We start from the raw sequence: 19255 nt of genomic DNA, 5'->3' as shown, positions 1-19255 counted from the left end.
TGGCTTTATCTCCCATTCACTTATTTATAACTGTACGTTCAGGTAAATTTTTACCGTTTTTTAAAGTTATTTGTTTATACCTTATGTCAATTTCATAGAAATTAGTGGTAAAAACTTATATTGGTGAGGAATTAAGAACTTTAACATAATGAACCAACTCTTACTCCTCATTTTTCTAATTCCTATCCTCACAAATGCTCAGCCAAAATCTATTGAGCATTCTGATGTTGTGAATGTTTCCATACAAAACGGTCTGGAAGATTCAAATTTACAAACCTTATTTGATTTTGAAAATATTAATTATTCTGAATTTTCTTCTCAGGGAGAATCAATTAAGGGGAAGTATTTTGTGATAAGAATGAAAGAATTTTCCAATGGCGATTTAATAAATACCACCACTTTATTTGATGAAAGCGGCAATGATTACTTTAAAATAGATTCTACCCAAACATCATTTAAATTTCTTAGTAAAATAGGGAGAGAAGATCTTAAAACCTGGATTAGAGGCAATAGGTTTGGGAGTAAGAAATTATATTTTCCTATTGATGAGGATAATGGAAATTATGTAGCCAAAGATTTCTTTGGAGCTAGAACGGTTCTGGAAAAAAATATAAATAATCCGTTTTACATTTTGGCAATAATTACTCCAAATAGAAACCCGGACGGATCAGCGTCCTATTGCAGAGTTGCACAATCAGAAATAGATCCTGATAATTTTGGTAAAGAATTCAATATTCCACATTATTATTTAGTTGAAATAGAATTTACCAACTAAATATTTTGACATTTAAATATAGGTGTAACAAATAATAATTTGAATTGTCTTTATTAAAACCTCTTTAATGTTATTTAAAAGATTATGCGTTCTTATTTTTATATTTTACGGAGTAAATTTCTATTCTCAAATCCCTGAGAGCTTAAAAAATACAGTATGGACCCAAGAGGGTTATGACAGAATTTTAAAAATTGAAGATTCTACTTACTCTTATTTTAATATTGATAAATACGATTGCGCAACTTTGGTAGATGGGAAATTTGCCGGAAGGTTTAGAATTGTAAATAGTACTGACGATCAATTAATTTTGAATCCGGGTGGGATTGTAGATTATAGGTTTAAAAGAACTGAAAAACTACCGGAAATATGCACGAAGAGAAGCACTAAAAAAGAGAAATCTTTCGAGGATAATTTCAAGGCATTCTGGGAAACCTTCGATAACAATTATGCGTTTTTTGAAGAAAGAGATTTAGACTGGCAAAAAGTATATAATAATTATTTACCAAAAGTTCAAAAAGTACAAACCAATCACGAATTTGCTTTACTGCTGAAGGAGATAATAAGAAAATTCAACGATGGACATATAAAACTTGAAATTCCAGATTCAATTTTGGAAAATAAGCCACAATCTAAGTCGGTTGAAAACTCATTTACCCAGGAAGACATAGTATCAGATATAGATTCTAATTACCTGAAAGAGATAAATTCTTATAATAACGGGGTAATAAAATGGGGTACTGTGCAAGATTCTAATATTGGTTATATAAGAATAAGCGATATGAATGATTTTGCGAATTACGTCCCGAAGGAATATCAAAAGACAATTAAATTTGATAGTATTTATAATTTGAGAAAATACGCTGCAGAGCCTTTGAGGCAGTTTCAAGATGAAATTAACGGCGTTAACCGGATTATGAAAAGGTTCTCAGTGATTTAAAAGATAACGATCCAGTGATAGTAGACCTTAGGTTTAATGGCGGCGGATATGAAACTGTAGCCTTAGAGTTGTTAAACTATTTTGTTGCTCAAGACAAAGAGATTATAAAAATAAAGGCAAGAACTAAAGAGGGATTTACACCTGCTCAAATAATTTCATTACAACCAGAAACACAGAATCCTAAGAAAATCTATTTATTAATAAGTCCTGTAACAGCTAGTGCTGCCGAAATTTTTGCGCTTGGTGCCCTAAGTTATTCTAATATCGAAATTTTGGGTACGAAAAGTGCCGGAATCTTTTCAGAAATATTATGGAAAAAACTTCCCAATGGCTGGGAATATAGTCTCTCCAATGAAGTTTATATGGATAGGGAAGGGCGTGCTTACGAAAAAGAAGGAGTTCCTGTAGATTATGAGTTAAATTACCCCACTAAAAGATTTATGTTTTATAAAAGCTTCTATTCAAATAATGAATTTTCAGACTTAGCGATTGAAAAAGTTCTCAAGGGTAACTTTAGTGATTAATAAAAGTTTTCCTTTTTTGAAGTGCAATTTATTTTTTCATTTATAACAAACCGGAATAACTTCCCCTTTTGCCAATCGGTATTTATCGATTTCTTCTACAGATAATTGGTTGGTGTAATCCACTTCTTCTACCTTAAAACCAATACTTCTTAATTTTTCAAAATAATCCCTGCCGTAGATTCTAACGTGGTCATATTGGCCAAAAATTCGCTCTCGTTCTTTTCTATCGGTAATTGAATTATCTTCAAACGTAGTTTTCCGCTTTAAATCCTGCGGAATTTGCAAAATAGCCGTACCACCGGGTTTTAAAATGCGGTAAAGTTCCTGCATTGCTTTAGTATCATTTGGGATATGTTCTAAAACGTGGTTGCAGAGAATAAAATCGAATTCATTTTCTTTAAAAGGCAAATTACAAATATCAGCCTTAACATCGGCTAAAGGAGAGTTCAGGTCGGTAGTGGTGTAATCCAGGTTTTTCAGCTTTCTAAAGCGTTTATAAAAAGCCTGTTCTGGGGCGAAGTGTAATACTTTAAGATTTTTACTAAAAAATTCAGTTTCATTTTTTAAATAAAGCCAAAGTAGGCGATGGCGTTCCAGGGAAAGGGTAGAAGGGGAGAGTACATTTTCCCGCTGATTAATATATCCGTATGGTAAAAATTTAGAAAAGCTTTTCTCGTCTATAGGATCGGTGTATTTGCTTCCGCGAAGCGCATATTTAAAGAAGGGTTTTACCCAATAACTTAACCTGATAAGCAAAGGTCTTGGAACGGTGTTTAAAACTACTTTAAAAAGCTTGCTCATTAAAAATTGCTAACGCGATTCAGACTTTTATATCGCCCCAGTTTTCACCAGATTTAATACGATAAAGTTGCATTTCTGAAACTCCAAATTGTTTTGCTAAAACCTTTATCCTGGTTTTTCTTTTTGGGTCTAAAAGTTTCTTTTTTAATATTACCGCTTGTGCATAGGTAAGTTTTGAATAGGTAACAACACGTCTTAACTTTCGCTTCCGTTTGTTTTCTTTTACACCAGGACTGTTATGCTGGTGTTTTACCCATTCTTCCTGGGTGGTCCAGGCAAGGTTTTCTAGACGATTATCGTCTTTTTTAAAATTCTTATGTATTACGAATTTATCGTCGTCTTTTTTGTCAAGAAAAAGTTCAGCAACAATGCGGTGCACGTAATATGCTTTATGCTTACCATTTTGAAGTCTTGGTGAAAAACTGGTGTAACCATTTGTGCGTCCGCCATTTATTAATTCGCCATCAGGATTCTGCACATAGCTAATGATCCTACCATAGTTGGAAACATCATAAACAAAACGGTCCTGCCATTCTTCTTTATGAAGTCTTTTCCAAATTTCGCCTCTAAATTTCTTTACCATATACCTCGGCTTTAAACTCATCTTCTTCATCACTCTCTATTCCTAAAGCTTCATAAATATAATCGAAGGTAGATAATAATTGTGGTTTACCTTCTACAAGTGCAACATCATGTTCAAAATGAGCGCTTGGTTTATTATCTGCAGTTAAGATGGTCCAGCCGTCTGGCAATTGTTTAATTCTTCTGGTTCCCAGGTTTATCATTGGCTCAATAGCCACAACCATTCCCTCTATAAATTTCTTACCGCGACCGCGTTTACCATAGTTAGGCATTTCGGGATCTTCATGCATATCAGCACCTAAGCCGTGACCTACCAATTCTCTTACTACGCCATAGCCCCTGTCTTCAGTATATTTTTGAATGGCATAACCAACATCACCAACACGGTTGCCAATTTTAAATTCCCTAATACCAACATACAAGGATTCTTTTGTAGCTTTTAAAAGTTCCTTTACTTCAGGTTTTACCTCACCAACTTCAAAGGTATAAGCGTGGTCACCATAAAATCCGTTTTTTAGAGCGCCACAATCTATAGAGATAATATCGCCTTCTTCTAAAGGTTTATCGTTAGGAATCCCGTGTACTACCTGTGCGTTAGGACTCATGCAAAGCGAGTTGGGAAAATCGTACATTCCCAAAAAACCCGGTTCTGCACCGTGATCGCGAATAAACTCTTCGGCCATTTTATCTAATTCCAAAGTGGTAACTCCGGGTTTAATATGCGGCGCAAGCATTCCCAGGGTTTTAGACACGATAAGTGCGCTCTCACGCATCAATTCTATTTCTTCAGGATTTTTGGTAATTATCATATTCTGAATTTAAAATCGGCCTAAAAAACCGAATCTCTTCTTTTGCTTTTTATTTTCTCTAATTATAGCTCTGTCTTTCAATCGCTGGTAAATCTCTCCCCAACCCCACATTCCGCCTATATTGCGATCGTCTATAAAAATATCGGCCAGGATCTTACGACTTATGTTTTCCTCAAAAACCTCTTCAGGATAACTTTTATTAATAGCGTAAAACTGAATACCTCTTTTTTCGCAAAATTTAACTGCTTCTTCCAATTTATCTTCTGCCCGGTACGTCCATAAAATCAATCGGTGCCCGTCTTCCTGAAGCTTTTTAAGGGTTTCAAAAGCAAAAAGCTTTGCTTTCCCTATCTCCGGAAATTTATTTTCTACAATAGTGCCATCAAAATCTACTGCAATGGTTAAGGTATGGGGCATAACGCAAAATTAGTAAGATTTACCGAATATTAACTTCAGAAGTGCCTGTTTATTCTGAATAAGGATCTGTATATTTCTTCCCTTTCACTATTTTAGCTATATCTTCTTCCAGGCTTTCTATAGAATACTCTACAAAACGGTTCACTTCCTTTCCATCTTTCATAAAAATTATGGTAGGAACACGATGAATTTTGTATTCTTTATCTAGATCACCGGGAGCTTTTTTAGCCCGGTTTACAGCAATATTTTTAAGGTTTTTTCTATCAAAATTAACTTCATCTAAAAGCTTAAAAAACTTTGGTACCTCGTAACGGCTATCGCCACACCAGGTTCCCATAAACATTAGAATTTCATAATCGTGAATATTCTTTTTAATAGTTTTTAAAGCTTCTTTTTTAGGTTTGTAATTTTCATAAGCGGGAGTGAACCACCGAGAATGCGGTGCTTTCTCCAAATCGGCCTGCGTGAATTCACCTAAAAGAATCTCTACTGAATTTTTATTTTCTATACTTACTTCTTTATCGGAAACCTCGCCTGAAATTAGGGAGAATCCCAAAAAAAGCAATAATACCTTATTTATCATTTTTCAATTAAATTAGTGGGTCTTCAGTCATCATTTCCGGCTGGTCTATTCCCATTAACTTTAGGATAGTCGGCGCGATGTTTCCAAGCTTACCACTTTTAATAGATTTCACGTCTTTGTCCAGTAAAATTAATGGCACAGGACTGGTTGTATGGGCCGTGTTTGGGCTTCCATCTTCATTAATCATAATTTCGCTATTCCCGTGATCTGCAATAATAATTACCGAATAATCATTTTCTAGCGCAGTTTCAGCTACATCTTTAGCGCAAGAATCTACGGTTTCCACAGCTTTTACAGCAGCATCAAAAACACCGGTATGGCCAACCATATCAGGGTTTGCGAAATTCAAACAAATAAAATCTGCCGACTCGTCTTTAAGTTCAGGAATAATTTTATCCCTAATTTCAAAAGCGCTCATTTCGGGCTGAAGATCATAAGTAGCTACTTTTGGCGAATTACACATTAAACGCTTTTCCCCTTTAAATGGCTTTTCTCGACCACCACTAAAGAAGAAGGTAACGTGGGGATACTTTTCGGTTTCAGCAATTCTAATTTGCTTTTTGCCCATATATTCCAGAACTTCTCCCAGTGTAGATTTAATATTATCTTTTTTGAAAACTACATTTATACCTTTAAAACTATCGTCATACTTTGTTACCGTTACATAATATAGCGGTAATTTCTTCATATTATATTCAGGAAAATCGTCCTGGGTTAAAGCCTGGGTAAGCTGCCTTCCTCTATCGGTTCTAAAGTTGAAAAAGATTACAACTTCTTTCTCTTTTAAAGTTGCAACCGGCTCGCCGGCTTCATTGGTCATTACAATGGGTTCAATAAACTCGTCACTAATATCGTTTTTATAACTTTTAGCAATGGTTTCAGCAGCATTAGTGCTTTTGGTGCCTTCGCCTTTTACAATAAGATCGTAAGCTTTTTTCACTCTTTCCCAGCGCTTATCACGATCCATCGCGAAATAACGCCCAATTACCGATGCAAGTTTACCATTGGTTTTTGCCAGGTGTTCTTCAATTTCTTTAATAAAACCTTCCCCAGAATGTGGGTCTACGTCACGGCCATCGGTAAAAGCATGTACGTATTTCTCTTTTACACCAAATTCTTCTGCAGCTGAAAGTAGTCCTTTTAAATGATTGATGTGAGAATGAACTCCACCATCACTTAAAAGCCCCATAAAATGTATAGGTTTATTGTTTTTTATCGCGTAATTAAAAGCTTCTTCCAATACAGGTTCGTCTTTTAAAGTGTTCTTTTCAACCGCCATATTTATTTTTACCAAATCCTGGTAAACAATTCGGCCGGCGCCCAGATTCATATGCCCTACTTCACTATTTCCCATTTGTCCTTCCGGAAGGCCAACCTGCATCCCGTCGGTACGTAATTCCGCGTGCGGGTATTTTTCCAGAATACTATCCATAAAAGGGGTTTTTGCTTTGGCAATAGCTGATACGTCGGGGTTTTGCGTAATTCCCCAACCGTCTAAAATCATTAGTAGAACTTTCTTATTCATAATATTAGTTAATTTGGGCATAAAGATAAAAACAAATTGCCGGTATGCTAAATGCACACCCGCTAATGTTTTATTAAATATGGATTGAGGAAGCGGTTTTAGAAGAAATTTACTTATAAAATGATTCTGTAAAACTTATAAAATCAATTTACTTCTGAAAAAACTAAAATTTTAACATTCTTCACTGTACTTTGGAATACTTTTCTCTTTTATTCTACGTTCTTAAAAAGCACCTAATTGATGTGGTAATATGCTGAAGTTTAGCTTTATAAGTCTAAAAATGTTAAATTTTCCGTTCTTAGGCTTAAAAAATCTAATTATCGAGAATATTTTGTATGTTGGCATCACATTTGGAATAAATTAACAGAACATTTAATTTAAAACAACGTGTATGATTTATAGAATTCTGACTGTATTTGCAATACTAACTTTTTCCTTTGCATTTACAACTACAGATAATTTAAAACCTAAGCTTGAAAATTCAGAAATAAAAGCAATCGCTTCTTCAATTCCTGAAGATAATAAATCAAATTTCGAAAGTAAAGTCGCTACTCTTTATAGCGAATTTTCCACCAAAAATATTAGTGTTCCTGCTATGCCTGTGTTCGAAAAGGCCATTAAAGGCTATGAACAATTAGACGAAACTGGTAAAGTGGGTAAAAAAATACTTACCGTAATAGATTTCGGACTTTCCTCTACCAAAAAACGTATGTGGATTATGAATATGGAAACTAAAGAAGTATTGTTTAACACCTATGTTTCCCACGGAAAAAATACCGGTGGTGAGTTTGCTACCAAATTTTCTAATACCGTGAATTCCCTGCAAAGTTCCCTTGGATTTTACGTTACCGCTGAAACTTATTACGGAAAAAACGGCTTGTCTCTATTTATAGATGGGATGGAAAAAGGCTTTAACAGCAACGCCCGTAAGCGTTATGTGGTAATTCACGGAGCCGATTATGCCGAACCCAGTTTTATAAAGAGATTGGGAAGATTGGGAAGAAGCTACGGTTGTCCCGCAGTGCCAAATACTATCGCTAAAGATGTAATAGATACTATTAAAGAGGAATCTGTAGTATATATTCACAAAAACGATAATAATTATTTAAATAATTCTTCGCTGCTAAATTAATTGGCAGTAAGTAATTTATAGATGGCAGCATCTCTTTTGTAGATATCTTCTGCAAAACGGGTGCTGCCATTTTCGTTCCAGGCCGTCCAGTAAAGATGGTGCACTTTCACATTTTGGGTAACTTTAATTGTAGTGGTTCTGCCTGAATCAAGAATTTCTTTAATCTTCTCATTATCATATTTTGGTTGATCACTTAATAGCATCTTTGCCAGTTCTAAAACATCCTGTACCCTAACACACCCCGAACTTTGTGCCCGTAAATTTTTGTTGAAAAGCGATTTAGAAGGCGTATCGTGTAAATAGATCATATATTCATTAGGGTAAATAATCTTAACCAAACCAAGCGGATTTGCCGGTCCTGCTTCCTGTCTAAAAGTATAAGCTTTTACCTCAGATGAAGACCAGTCTACCTCGCTGGGAGCTAATCGCTGTCCGCTGCGATTAAAAATGCTGTAATTTTTTCGGGAAATATAATTGGGATCTTTTTTTGCTGAAGGAATTACATCTTTACTCTTAATAGTAGGAGGGATTGTCCAGGTGGGGTTGTAGACTATATGTTCTACTTCATCAGAGAAAACCGGGGTTTTTCTAGCTTCCGTACCCACCATTGTGCGATGTGTGGCAACAGTATCTCCATTTCTAACAAAATGTAAGCGGTAATTGGCAATATTTACTACAATATGTTGATCTCCCAAATCTTTGGGATACCAGCGCCAACGTTCCAGGTTTACCAGTATTTGTTCCAGCCGATCCTGATAAGTTTTATTTAAAGTTTTTATGGTGCCGCCGCCAATCACACCATCGGTTTCTATTCCATATTTCTCCTGGTATTCCTTTACTGCATTCTGAAGCGCTTCATCGTAAACTGTAGCAGTATCTATAATTTCTTTATCCCAATATCCCAGTTCTTTTAAGCGACGTTTTATATTAGGAATGCGGGAATCTTTTTCATCGGCTTTAATGCTTTCTCCTTCTTCGGAAATTATCGTAGAATTTTCTTCGTTTTCAGCAAGTTCTCGGTATTGTTTCAAAGAGCGTTTTAAACCTTTGTAAACTTCGTGTTTTGGTACCACTGAATCTATGGCGGCAAGAATATCATTTTGTTGAACTCCATACTCCAAAAGTCCGGGAAGATTAATTTTATTACTTTCTACTCCCCAGATACTATAAATTTCTTTGGGATTCAGCTTACCAGAATTATAGTCGGAAGCAAGTCCTAAAAAGGCATCGGTAAGAATAATTTCGGTTAGACTGCGTTCCTCATCATCTAACTGCGATAAATTAGCTAAAGAGTTTTGTAAATAGGTTAAATGATAATCTTCAGGTTCTAGGCCGTCTTCTGTGCTTCTTTCAATACTTCTGTAAAGATCTTCCCGCAATGCTCTATCGGTCCAAATTGGTGTATAATCTCTTTTTGAATAAATGGAGTCGAGCAAATTAGCGTGCTGTAATGCGATATTTCCAACCGAATTTGAAATCTCTGGAAATTTCCTGGCAATTAAATCGGCTGAAGCCAGTTTTTCAATGACTTCTGCTTCTTCCTCTTTAGCGGTTTCAATGCCAGGCTCCCTGTTTTTATCGTCCCCGCAGGATATTAAAAACGCGAAAAAAAAGAGCATTAAAAATTTAAAAAACTTCATAGGAAAAAGCAGGTTCATTGATCTTTTGGGGATAAACGGGGAATTATGCCCTTACGTCTTTGTAAGACTCATTTCGGTCAAATTGTACTTCGGCAAAAGGGCATAAAGGATCTATTTTATAGTTGTGCTCACGGGCAAAATCTACACTATGCGCCAGGAGTTTTGTGGCAATTCCCTGGCCTTCCAGTTCCGGTCTTACCTCTGTATGATCTATAGTAAGAACATCACCCGGTTTTTTAGTATAGGTTAGTTCTGCATAGATACCTTTTTCGTCCTCCACGAAAAACATTCCGCGACTATCGTTTTCTCGGTGTTTAATATTCATAGTCCTATTTATTAAAAATACCGTCTACAATTCCGTAATCCTGAGATTCCTGTGCATCCATCCAGTAGTCACGGTTAAAATCTTTGAGTACCTTTTCCGGGGTTTGTCCGCAGTTTTCAGCAAGAATTTTAGCACTTAATTCTCTTGTTTTTAATATTTCGTTCGCCTGAATTTCGATATTTGATGCCTGGCCTCTTGCACCGCCCATAGGTTGGTGAATCATCACTTTTCCGTGGGTTTGTATAAACCGTCGGCCTTTGGTTCCTCCTGAAAGTAAGATAGAACCCATTGAAGCAGCCAAACCACTGCAAATGGTAGAAACAGGGCTATTTAAACTCTGCATAGTATCGTAGATTGCAAATCCGTCGGTTACGTATCCACCGGGACTATTAATAAAAAACTGGATTTCTTTATCGCCTTCCATATCAAGATATAAAAGTCTGTCAATAACGTGCTTGGCCGATTTATCATTTACTTCACCCCAAAGAAAAATTTTACGTTCTTTAAGGAATTTTGCGTCTATTAGGTCCTGGGTTTTACCGGGTTTATTGCTCATAAAAAATTATTTTAAGATATATACTGTTAGGCATTAAAAATAAGATTTATTTGTCGGAACACTTGTTTTTTCATTACCCATTTAACAAGATTTTATCGCTTAGCTCCGGTTTTTTACTGAATACAAGGGTGATAGCATTTTACACCCAAAAAATTTTAATTTTCCTTTGGAATTTGAAATCTTTAAACTTTATATTTGCAGGGCAGGCGGGAGTAGCTCAGTTGGTAGAGCGTCAGCCTTCCAAGCTGAATGTCGCCGGTTCGAACCCGGTCTCCCGCTCAAAGAAAAACCTCAACAGAAAAGTTGGGGTTTTTTTATGGAAAAGAATCAGAGAAGAATACCACCGGGTGAGAAGCCTGTCCCGATTAGAGCTTGAACCGGCTGTCCCTTATAATTTTTTACGTCATCCTGAATTTATTTCAGGATCTAAGTTGTGAAAATTAGTAACATGTTAGAAACTGAAACAAGTTCAGTTTGATGAAATTAAATTCCTCCGTACTGCGGACTGGGAGTGAATTCAGCTTTGCTGAAGAAAGGGGTAATTACACATTTGATATATTATTTTTCAGTCCGAAATAACTTTCCACTTCCTTCTTTATTTTGTATTTTTCTCCCGATTAACTGATAAAATTAATAAATAGAGATTTAGTATAAACAGATAAATTCACGCACGGGGTGCCGCAAGGCTGAGATAACACCCGAAAACCTGATTTGGATAATGCCAACGTAGGGATGCAGGATTAAAATTTCCATTTTAAGACTCCATGTTCTCTGGCATTTTCCGGGTAGCGTGGAGTTTTTCTTTTTTAAAAAGTAAATATGGAAATTGAGAAAAGCAGTCGATTTGAATTACTTCCCATAAATCATCAAAATTGGCAAAATCGGGAAGAATGGTTTTTTAACCGAAAACACACCGACACCTACGAGCAGTGGTACGAAGGGCGATATAAACGGGCCGAAGTCTGGCAGAAAAAGGTGATGGAGCAACTTGTTTCTAAAGATAAACGCGTTAAAACCCTACTCGAGTTTGGTTGTGGAACCACGCGTTTTACCAGGTGGTGGAAGGAAATAGGAATTGAGGCTACCGGTGGTGATATTTCCCCACTAATGTTATCACAAGCCGTACATTTATTTGAGGGAGATCTGGTAATGGCAGATTCCCATCATATGCCATTTAAAGATCATACTTTTGATTCCCTCGCATTTATAACCACTTTTGAATATTATAAAGATCCCGTAAAAGTTATTCGGGAAGCAGCCAGGGTTGGAAAATACGGTATAGCCCTTGGAATGATGAACAGGAATTCTACCAAAGTAGTTCGTCGCCGCGTCCAGGAAATTTTTGGTGCCAATCCATTTTATCTTACCGCAACTTTTTATACACCCAAAAAACTTACTAAAATTATAGAAGAAGCCTTGCAGGGGCGGGAATACAGTGTAGAATGGTCTTGCACCGGTTTACCAAAATGGTTCCCAGTTCAGCAATGGGGATTACCCTATGGTGATTTTTTCGGATTGTATGTAGAATTTAAAGATGTAAAATGATGAGTGAGAAACTAGGAAAAATAGCCGAAGCAGAATTAGAGGGATTTATCCTGGAAAATTGCGGGCATACTCGTAAGGAAGTCAGCACAAAACCAGAGTTTGGGGTAGATGTTTCATTAATAGAATTACCCAACGAGCTGGCCTTAATATCCACAAGTGATCCGTTGTCACTTATTCCTACGCTCGGCCTGGAAGAATCAGCCTGGCTTTCAGTACATCTAATGGCCAACGATATGGCAACTACCGGGTTTGCTCCACAATATGCGCAAATGGTTTTGAATCTTCCGGCATCACTTTCGAGGAATGATTTTAAAACTTACTGGAATTATATTCATCAATTCAGTAAAGAAATTGGAGTGGCTATAACTGGCGGACATACCGGATTTGTAGAAGGCCAGAATTCAACAATTTCGGGTGGAGGAACTTTTTTTAGTGTGGCTCCCAAAAAAGAGATTATTCTTTCTAAAGCCGCAGAGGAAAATGATGTAATTCTGGTAACCAAAACCTGTGCCTTATCATCTTCTGCCTTATTAACCTTGAGTTTTCCTGAAACTATAAAGAATAAACTGGGAAAAGGAACTTATACGGCAGGCCGTGAAATGTTTTGGCAAACCTCGTCTTTAAAAGACGGACTTACAGCAGCAGGAACAGGAAGTAAATTTCCCGAAATTCACGCTATGCACGATGTAACTGAAGGCGGTGTGCTTGGGGCAATATATGAAATGGTTAAAGCGTCAGGAAAAGGAGCTATTATTTATGATAAAGCCTTGCCGGTAACTTCCTGGCAAAAGGAAGTTTGTGATTTATTCCAACTGGATTACAGGGAGATAATAGGGGCAGGTTCAATGATAATATCTTGCGAAAAAGGAAAAGAAGAGCAGGTAATTTCACGTTTAAATGCTGAAAACATTGCCTGTACTGCGGTTGGTGAGATTAAAAGTGAAGAAGAAGGAATTAAAATAGCTAAAAACGATGAAATTAAAGATTTAGAATATAAAACTGAAGATCCTTACTGGAAGGCCTTTTTTACCGCAATTAAATCTGGCTGGAAATGATAAAAAAGAAGAAAATAAAAGAAGGGGTGTACCTCGTTGTAGATCCGCAGATGCAGAAAACTGTTTTAATAAATAAGCTGAAGCAGATTATGGCTAAAAGTGAAATTGCCGCGGTTCAAATATGGGATAATTTCAAAAATGCAGAGAATAAAATTTCCCTTATAAATGAAATCTGTAAAGTTTGTGAAAACTATAAGGTTCCTGTTTTACTGAATAATAATTGGGATCTTTTAAATCAAACTGAAGCAAGCGGGATACATTTTGATAAAATTCCCAATAATTTCAAAGAGATTAAAAATAACATTCCGCCAAAAGCTTTACTGGGATTAACCTGTAATAACAACCTGGAAACTGTAAAATGGGCCGATAGAAATAACATGGACTATATTTCTTTTTGTTCCATTTTTCCTTCCTCAACCGCAAATAGTTGTGATTTAGTAGATTTTGAGATCATTAAGAAAGCCCGGGAAATTACCGAAATGCCAATTTTTTTGGCGGGAGGAATTAAACCTTCCAATATGCATTTGCTTAAAGAGTTGGATTTTGAAGGCGTAGCGGTTATTTCAGGAATAATGAGTGCCGAAAACCCTTCAATTTCAGCAGAAAATTATAATTCAGAATTTAAAAAAATAAAAAATGAGAACTTCAACAATAGATAAATTATGCTGCCCTTTTGATAAAAAGGACCTGGAACTCACAACAATTTCAAAAGATTTGGAAGGGAAGATTATAGAGGGATTTTTAAGTTGTAAGAAATGCAAACGTATTTACCCTATGATAAAAGGGATTCCAATTATGAATCCCGATGAATACCGGGAATTTAAACTGGAAGCTCCACTTATGGAAAAATGGAGCAAGCATTTAAAGGGTAAAAAAATTGAGAATTTTAGATTGGTAGCGAAGGATTCAGATGTGAATAGTTTAAAAGAATAATATTTCAGCATAAAAAAATCCGGAAACTCTAAAGCTTCCGGATTTTTAAGTTTATAACTAACAAGGTTTTATCCGTTCATCGAGATCAAAAACTCTTCGTTGTTTTTTGTTTGCTTAATTCTATCGTTTATGAATTCCATAGCTTCAATTGGGTTCATATCGGCAAGATATTTACGCAGCACCCACATTCTTTGTAATGTAGCCTCGTCTAATAAAAGATCGTCTCGACGTGTGCTGGACGAAGTAAGATCTATTGCAGGGAAAATTCTACGGTTAGCAATTTTTCTGTCTAATTGCAGCTCCATGTTTCCAGTTCCTTTAAATTCTTCAAAAATTACTTCGTCCATTTTAGAACCGGTATCGGTAAGGGCGGTAGCGATAATTGAAAGAGAACCCCCGTTTTCAATATTACGGGCAGCACCAAAGAATCGTTTTGGTTTGTGCAGCGCGTTGGCATCTACACCACCACTTAAAACCTTACCACTGGCAGGTTGTACGGTGTTGTAAGCACGGGCCAAACGTGTAATAGAATCCAAAAGAATCACTACATCATGACCACATTCTACCAAACGTTTTGCTTTTTCTAAAACGATATTAGCAACTCTAACATGTTCGTGTGCTTCCTTATCAAAAGTTGAAGCTACCACTTCCCCACGTACATTACGTTGCATATCGGTAACCTCTTCAGGACGTTCATCAATTAGTAGAACTATTTGATAAACTTCAGGATGGTTTGCTGCAATTGCATTCGCAATATCTTTAAGCAACATTGTTTTACCAGTTTTAGGCTGGGAAACAATCATACCACGCTGGCCTTTTCCAATAGGGGAAAAGAGGTCCATAATACGGGTAGACATGCTGCTTTGCTTTTCAGCAATATTGAATTTTTCCTTCGGGAAAAGCGGAGTTAAGTGTTCAAAAGAAACACGGTCTCTCACTACCTGCGGGTCTAATCCGTTAATTTTGTTGATCTTGATTAAAGGGAAATATTTTTCACCTTCTTTTGGAGGTCTTATTTGCCCTAAAACAGTATCCCCGGTTTTTAATCCGAATAAACGAATTTGAGATTGCGATACATAAATATCATCTGGAGAAGTAAGGTAATTATAGTCTGAAGATCTTAGGAAACCATAGTTATCCTGCATAATATCCAGTACACCTTCACTTTCTATAATCGCGTCAAACTCATAGTCTGGTTCGCGGTAGCGGTTTCGCCCATCACGGTTGCCAGAATCGCGGCCTCCATTGTTTTTGTTGCTATTATTGCTACGTGTGTCTTTTTTATGGTCGCGAGGATTATTTTTACCTTGAGAAGAATTACTATTGTCTTCCCTTGGTTTTTGTTCCTGCTTTTTTGGTTCCCTGGCTTTTGCCGGCGCATCTTCTTTCTTAGGAGAAGAATTTTCCTTTCTTGCAGGGCGGGGCTCTTTTTTTTCTGCGGTTGCAGCAGCCCGTGGTGGTTTTTTATTACTTCCTATTTTGCCACCTTTCTTTGGTTGTGGCTTTTCTGAAGTTTTACTACGCTCGTCACTTTTAGGAGTTTCTTCCTTTTTAGTATCGTCGGTTAAGGCTTCTTTAGCTTTTTTAGGATTTGCAGCCTGATAGTCCAGGATTTGATAAACCAGGTCTAATTTTTTTAAAGTTCTAAATTTGGGAACGTTTAAAGTTTTAGCGATTTCCTGCAGCTCAGGAAGCTTTTTAGCTTTTAATTCTGAAATTTCAAACATGAATAATTAAGAATAAATTTGTGTTTGGGTTGATTGTTAAACTTCTCGAGGAAGAATCGAAAAAAATTTGGAGACTTAAGTAACCTGTTTTGAATTGGTTACGAAATGTTCCTGCAAGTATACAACTTTATTTTAATATTTTAAATAGCATTTCTAAAAAGAATCTTTATTTTTGTTCGCGAATTCCACCAGAAGTTATGCTACAAAGAATACAAACAGTATATTTACTTATTGCTGCCATTATTAGCGGCGGACTTATTTTCGTATTTTCACTTTGGGAAAATAGTGAAGGTGTAGCTATGTATGCACAAGATTATCTTATGGTTTTTGTTGCATTTCTGGCTTCAGCTTTATTATCTTTGTTGAGTATTTTTATGTTCAAAAATAGAAAGCTTCAATTTGTATTGGGGCGTCTAAATATCTTATTAAACTTTTTTTTACTAGGAGTGTTTGTTTATTGGTCGCTAAGTTTACCTGGAGAAATGGATATTTCAGAGAAGGGTATTGGGATGTTTCTTCCAATCATTTCTATCGTTTTTCTTGTTTTGGCCAATAAGGCCATTAAAAAGGACGAAGATCTCGTAAAATCTGTGGACCGATTACGATAAGCCTATCATCTTAGTAGTATTAGTGCGTGAAAACCCGAAGTGAAAGCTTCGGGTTTTTTAGTGTGCGCCGTGCATGGCGTATCACTTGACGGTGCAAGTCCGTTATGAGGGTTTATAGCTACCTATCATTAGCCAAAGGCAAGGGTGTCCACCGCGAGGTGGAATCTGAAGGAAGCCGGCGGCAAAGTTCCGGTCCGAGGAACACGAACATCATATGAGGCATATCTGATCTGGATGAGCTTGCACTACAAAGCGAAATCCTAAAGCTATACGGAGATCAGGGTGTAAATGATGCGGATATATGGAATGAAAGTGATACGTCTTACCGCGGGAGATCTCACAGACATAGGCGAAACAGCGTATGAACCTATGGTTGAAACAAGATTTACTGTGAGAGGTCAGCTGACGTCGTAGTACCCAAAGTCAACGAGGTGCATAAACTGCACAGGTCTCACAATTGGGGAAGGACTGAACCTTAAGAAGTAAGAAGTCAATGATTGTTACCTTATGAAGGGAAGAATGCAGAAAATATCGAAAGATACCTGGCTGCAAAAGGATAGGGCGGAACCCGACAGTTATGCAGCAGGGCAGACCTTTATGAGGATAACTGAAAACAACCTTACTGATGTTACTACTTTAGAAGATGGATTATTAGAACAGATCCTGTCCCCTTCCAACCTGAACCGTGCTTACAAAAAGGTTCGGAGCAACAAAGGAAAAGGAGGAGTAGACAAGATGGGAATCGAACATTTACAGGACTATCTTGTAGAAAACAGGGTTGAGCTATTACAATCCATAAGGGACGGAAAATATCGTCCTAAACCAGTACGACGGGTAACAATACCCAAAGAGAATGGTAAGAAGCGATTGCTTGGTTTGCCCACAGTGGTAGACAAGGTAATCCAACAAGCTATTACTCAGGTACTCTCTCCTATTTACGAGAAGCAATTCTCTGCCTACAGTTACGGCTTTAGACCCGGTAGAAATGCTCATCAGGCACTTAAGAAATGCAGGGATTATATCAGCGATGGCCACATCTATGCTGTCGATATGGACCTGCAGGAGTTCTTCGACAAGGTAAGCCACAGTAGACTTGTGGAGATCTTGTCAAGAACAATAAAGGATGGGCGGGTAATCTCGCTCATTCACAAGTATCTTAGGGCTGGAGTAATGATCGGGAATAAGTTTGAAGAAACCGAACTGGGGGTTCCTCAGGGAGGACCACTAAGTCCACTGTTGAGCAATATAATGTTAAATGAGTTGGACAAGGAACTCCAAAGAAGGGGGCACCGCTTCGTCCGCTATGCGGACGATCTGATGATCGTCTGCAAAAGCAAGCGAAGCGCTGGGAGAACGCTAAGGAATATTATTCCTTTTATCGAGGATAAGTTATTCTTGAAAGTAAATAGAGAGAAAACAAATGTTTCTCACGTCTCCAAAATCAAGTTTCTCGGACATACCTTCTATCGAAGTCACGGAAAAGGTAGATTCCGAGCTCACCCTACAAGTATCCGAAAGATGAAACAGCGGTTAAAACAGCTCACATCAAGGAGCAATGGATGGGGCGAAGACCAAAGAAAGGAATCACTCAACCACTACGTTAGAGGTTGGGTGAACTACTTTAAAATGGCAGATATGAAAAGCCTACTGAGAAAGATAGATCGCTGGTACCGTCGACGTCTAAGGATGTGTATCTGGAAACAATGGAAACGCATCCGCACGAAAGGAAAGATGCTTATCAAGCTTGGCCTGAACAAGTGGAAAGCGTGGGAATATGCCGACACGAGGAAAAGTCACTGGCATATCGCCAACAGCTTTATCCTCACAAGGACCATCACCACGCACAGACTGAGACAGGCTGGCTACCCTTTTCTGCTGGATTATTATTCTAAAGTTAGAACATAAATTAGGGAACCGCTCAGTACGGATCCGTACGCTGAGTGGTGTGAGAGGACAGATAGGGAATTAATCCCTATCTTCCTACTCGATTTTTGTAAGTATAAACTATTGCCACGAATACACGAATATTTTGTGATTAGTTGTTCTTGTTTCGTCATTGCGAGAAATAATTTGACCACAGGAGAATTATGACGCGGCAATCTGTAATTAAAATAAGGATTGCTTTTTATTAATAATGAACAGATTGCTTCAGTTGAGCTTCCATCGCAACGACGCGAATTCTGCTCACTGAGACTGCAAACTGTTTATTTTCCTTTCAATTCTATCACTTCTAAATCCTGAATTTCCGCAGCATCAATTTTAAATCTCAGCATAGTACGTTTCTTATGAAATCCCTGTTTTCCTGCTGCACCCGGATTCATATGAAGTAATCCCAGGTTTTTATCGTTCATTACCTTTAAAATATGAGAATGTCCGCTAATAAAAAGTTTTGGTGGATCCTGTTTTATTTGATCCCGAATTGCGGGAGAATATCTACCCGGATATCCTCCAATATGGGTGATCCAAACATCTACTCCTTCGCATTTAAAACGCTGGTGAAGCGGAAATTCCTTTCTTATCTCCGCATCGTCAATGTTGCCATAAACTGCTCTTAGGGGTTTTATTTTTTGCAATTCATCAGAAACAGCGGTAGTGCCAATATCACCGGCGTGCCATATTTCATCAGCTTCCCCGGCATAATGCAAAATTCTTTCGTCTATATGACTGTGGGTATCACTTAGCAAGAGTATTTTTTTCAAATCTGGAATATTTTATTTAGAAAAATCATTTTAAAACCGATGCCTTCAAAGGATTTAAGCTTCTAATAAATGCCTTATCTTT

21 protein-coding genes, 1 tRNA gene and 1 riboswitch are annotated in these 19255 nt (G+C 37.2%); of the genes, 11 read left to right on the top strand and 11 right to left on the bottom strand.

The annotated features are described in order from the left end of the window. Nucleotides 1-148 precede the first annotated feature (148 nt). The 3 genes from B4F31_RS03560 (at nucleotide 149) to B4F31_RS03550 (ending at nucleotide 2236) form a co-directional block, all read left to right on the top strand. Nucleotides 149-775, top strand: coding sequence for a hypothetical protein (locus B4F31_RS03560; RefSeq protein WP_286760641.1), 627 nt, complete (start codon nucleotides 149-151; stop codon nucleotides 773-775). A 67-nt stretch (nucleotides 776-842) separates the two neighbouring features. Beyond that, nucleotides 843-1712, top strand: a complete 870-nt coding sequence (locus B4F31_RS03555) for a hypothetical protein (RefSeq protein WP_286760640.1) — start codon at nucleotides 843-845, stop codon at nucleotides 1710-1712. 14 nt (nucleotides 1713-1726) lie between these two features. Continuing rightward, on the top strand, nucleotides 1727-2236 hold the full coding sequence (locus B4F31_RS03550; RefSeq protein ID WP_286760639.1) for a S41 family peptidase: 510 nt from the start codon (nucleotides 1727-1729) through the stop codon (nucleotides 2234-2236). Between the two features lie 36 nt (nucleotides 2237-2272). Here the strand turns inward: B4F31_RS03550 and B4F31_RS03545 are convergent, their stop codons facing one another. The 6 genes from B4F31_RS03545 to gpmI are packed head-to-tail and all read right to left on the bottom strand — an operon-like array spanning nucleotide 2273 to nucleotide 6953. Then, on the bottom strand, nucleotides 2273-3037 hold the full coding sequence (locus B4F31_RS03545; RefSeq protein WP_286760638.1) for a class I SAM-dependent methyltransferase: 765 nt from the start codon (nucleotides 3035-3037) through the stop codon (nucleotides 2273-2275). Nucleotides 3038-3056: 19 nt separating this feature from the next. Further along, nucleotides 3057-3620 (bottom strand): HNH endonuclease signature motif containing protein, encoded by a 564-nt coding sequence (locus B4F31_RS03540; protein WP_075324649.1) that lies wholly within the window; start codon nucleotides 3618-3620, stop codon nucleotides 3057-3059. Beyond that, entirely contained in the window at nucleotides 3604-4428 is an 825-nt protein-coding gene (gene map, locus B4F31_RS03535) for a type I methionyl aminopeptidase (protein WP_075324648.1), read from the bottom strand. Before map ends, B4F31_RS03540 begins: the two co-directional genes overlap by 17 nt. A gap of 9 nt (nucleotides 4429-4437) precedes the next feature. Further along, entirely contained in the window at nucleotides 4438-4845 is a 408-nt protein-coding gene (locus B4F31_RS03530; RefSeq protein ID WP_286760637.1) for a BT0820 family HAD-type phosphatase, read from the bottom strand. Nucleotides 4846-4894: 49 nt separating this feature from the next. Then, complete coding sequence (locus B4F31_RS03525) at nucleotides 4895-5428, bottom strand: TlpA family protein disulfide reductase (RefSeq protein WP_093303998.1); 534 nt, start codon at nucleotides 5426-5428, stop codon at nucleotides 4895-4897. A 7-nt stretch (nucleotides 5429-5435) separates the two neighbouring features. After that, nucleotides 5436-6953 (bottom strand): 2,3-bisphosphoglycerate-independent phosphoglycerate mutase, encoded by a 1518-nt coding sequence (gene gpmI / locus B4F31_RS03520; protein ID WP_075328033.1) that lies wholly within the window; start codon nucleotides 6951-6953, stop codon nucleotides 5436-5438. Nucleotides 6954-7344: 391 nt separating this feature from the next. Between gpmI and B4F31_RS03515 the strand changes: the two genes are divergently transcribed. Next, nucleotides 7345-8085 (top strand): murein L,D-transpeptidase catalytic domain family protein, encoded by a 741-nt coding sequence (locus tag B4F31_RS03515; RefSeq protein WP_075327826.1) that lies wholly within the window; start codon nucleotides 7345-7347, stop codon nucleotides 8083-8085. On the opposite strand, the gene B4F31_RS03510 is transcribed toward B4F31_RS03515, so the two are convergent. From B4F31_RS03510 to B4F31_RS03500, 3 genes are read right to left on the bottom strand one after another with little or no spacing between them, the layout of a single operon-like run. Beyond that, nucleotides 8082-9725 carry a L,D-transpeptidase family protein gene (locus B4F31_RS03510; RefSeq protein WP_198036126.1) on the bottom strand — a complete coding sequence of 548 codons (1644 nt, stop codon included), beginning with the start codon at nucleotides 9723-9725 and terminating at the stop codon, nucleotides 8082-8084. The genes B4F31_RS03515 and B4F31_RS03510 overlap by 4 nt on opposite strands. Nucleotides 9726-9768: 43 nt before the next feature. Beyond that, the gene (locus B4F31_RS03505) at nucleotides 9769-10050 is read right to left on the bottom strand and encodes a GNAT family N-acetyltransferase (protein ID WP_286760636.1); all 282 of its coding nucleotides are present in this window, start codon (nucleotides 10048-10050) and stop codon (nucleotides 9769-9771) included. A gap of 4 nt (nucleotides 10051-10054) precedes the next feature. After that, nucleotides 10055-10606 carry a ClpP family protease gene (locus B4F31_RS03500; protein ID WP_075327823.1) on the bottom strand — a complete coding sequence of 184 codons (552 nt, stop codon included), beginning with the start codon at nucleotides 10604-10606 and terminating at the stop codon, nucleotides 10055-10057. A 206-nt stretch (nucleotides 10607-10812) separates the two neighbouring features. On the opposite strand from B4F31_RS03500, the gene B4F31_RS03495 reads away from it, so the two are divergent. From B4F31_RS03495 to B4F31_RS03475, 5 genes are all read left to right on the top strand, one after another. Next, nucleotides 10813-10885 (top strand) — tRNA-Gly (locus tag B4F31_RS03495). Nucleotides 10886-11267: 382 nt separating this feature from the next. Continuing rightward, a riboswitch (TPP riboswitch) is annotated at nucleotides 11268-11356 on the top strand. A 69-nt stretch (nucleotides 11357-11425) separates the two neighbouring features. Further along, nucleotides 11426-12151, top strand: a complete 726-nt coding sequence (locus tag B4F31_RS03490) for a class I SAM-dependent methyltransferase (RefSeq protein WP_286760635.1) — start codon at nucleotides 11426-11428, stop codon at nucleotides 12149-12151. Continuing rightward, a complete protein-coding gene (locus B4F31_RS03485; protein WP_286760634.1) occupies nucleotides 12151-13206 on the top strand; it encodes an AIR synthase-related protein in 1056 nt (351 codons plus the stop codon). Before B4F31_RS03490 ends, B4F31_RS03485 begins: the two co-directional genes overlap by 1 nt. After that, nucleotides 13203-13865: a thiamine phosphate synthase gene (locus tag B4F31_RS03480; RefSeq protein WP_075327820.1), complete on the top strand. Its 663-nt coding sequence runs from the start codon at nucleotides 13203-13205 to the stop codon at nucleotides 13863-13865. The genes B4F31_RS03485 and B4F31_RS03480 overlap by 4 nt, the downstream gene beginning before the upstream one ends. Further along, on the top strand, nucleotides 13843-14139 hold the full coding sequence (locus tag B4F31_RS03475) for a Trm112 family protein (protein ID WP_075327819.1): 297 nt from the start codon (nucleotides 13843-13845) through the stop codon (nucleotides 14137-14139). Before B4F31_RS03480 ends, B4F31_RS03475 begins: the two co-directional genes overlap by 23 nt. 68 nt (nucleotides 14140-14207) lie before the next feature. On the opposite strand, the gene rho is transcribed toward B4F31_RS03475, so the two are convergent. Next, nucleotides 14208-15866: a transcription termination factor Rho gene (rho, locus tag B4F31_RS03470; protein ID WP_286760633.1), complete on the bottom strand. Its 1659-nt coding sequence runs from the start codon at nucleotides 15864-15866 to the stop codon at nucleotides 14208-14210. A gap of 197 nt (nucleotides 15867-16063) precedes the next feature. Here rho and B4F31_RS03465 point away from each other — a divergent pair, with 197 nt between their 5' ends. Both B4F31_RS03465 and ltrA read left to right on the top strand, forming a co-directional pair. After that, entirely contained in the window at nucleotides 16064-16474 is a 411-nt protein-coding gene (locus B4F31_RS03465; protein WP_286760632.1) for a DUF4293 domain-containing protein, read from the top strand. 507 nt (nucleotides 16475-16981) lie between these two features. Next, on the top strand, nucleotides 16982-18379 hold the full coding sequence (ltrA, locus tag B4F31_RS03460) for a group II intron reverse transcriptase/maturase (RefSeq protein ID WP_286760631.1): 1398 nt from the start codon (nucleotides 16982-16984) through the stop codon (nucleotides 18377-18379). Between the two features lie 299 nt (nucleotides 18380-18678). Here the strand turns inward: ltrA and B4F31_RS03455 are convergent, their stop codons facing one another. Further along, entirely contained in the window at nucleotides 18679-19173 is a 495-nt protein-coding gene (locus tag B4F31_RS03455) for a metallophosphoesterase family protein (RefSeq protein WP_286760630.1), read from the bottom strand. Nucleotides 19174-19255 lie beyond the last annotated feature (82 nt).

Origin of the sequence: Salegentibacter sp. UBA1130, from assembly GCF_002311535.1 — a bacterium.
In the GTDB taxonomy this organism is placed as follows: Bacteria; Bacteroidota; Bacteroidia; order Flavobacteriales; family Flavobacteriaceae; genus Salegentibacter; species Salegentibacter agarivorans.
This window is presented reverse-complemented; position numbering and strand designations above follow the sequence as displayed.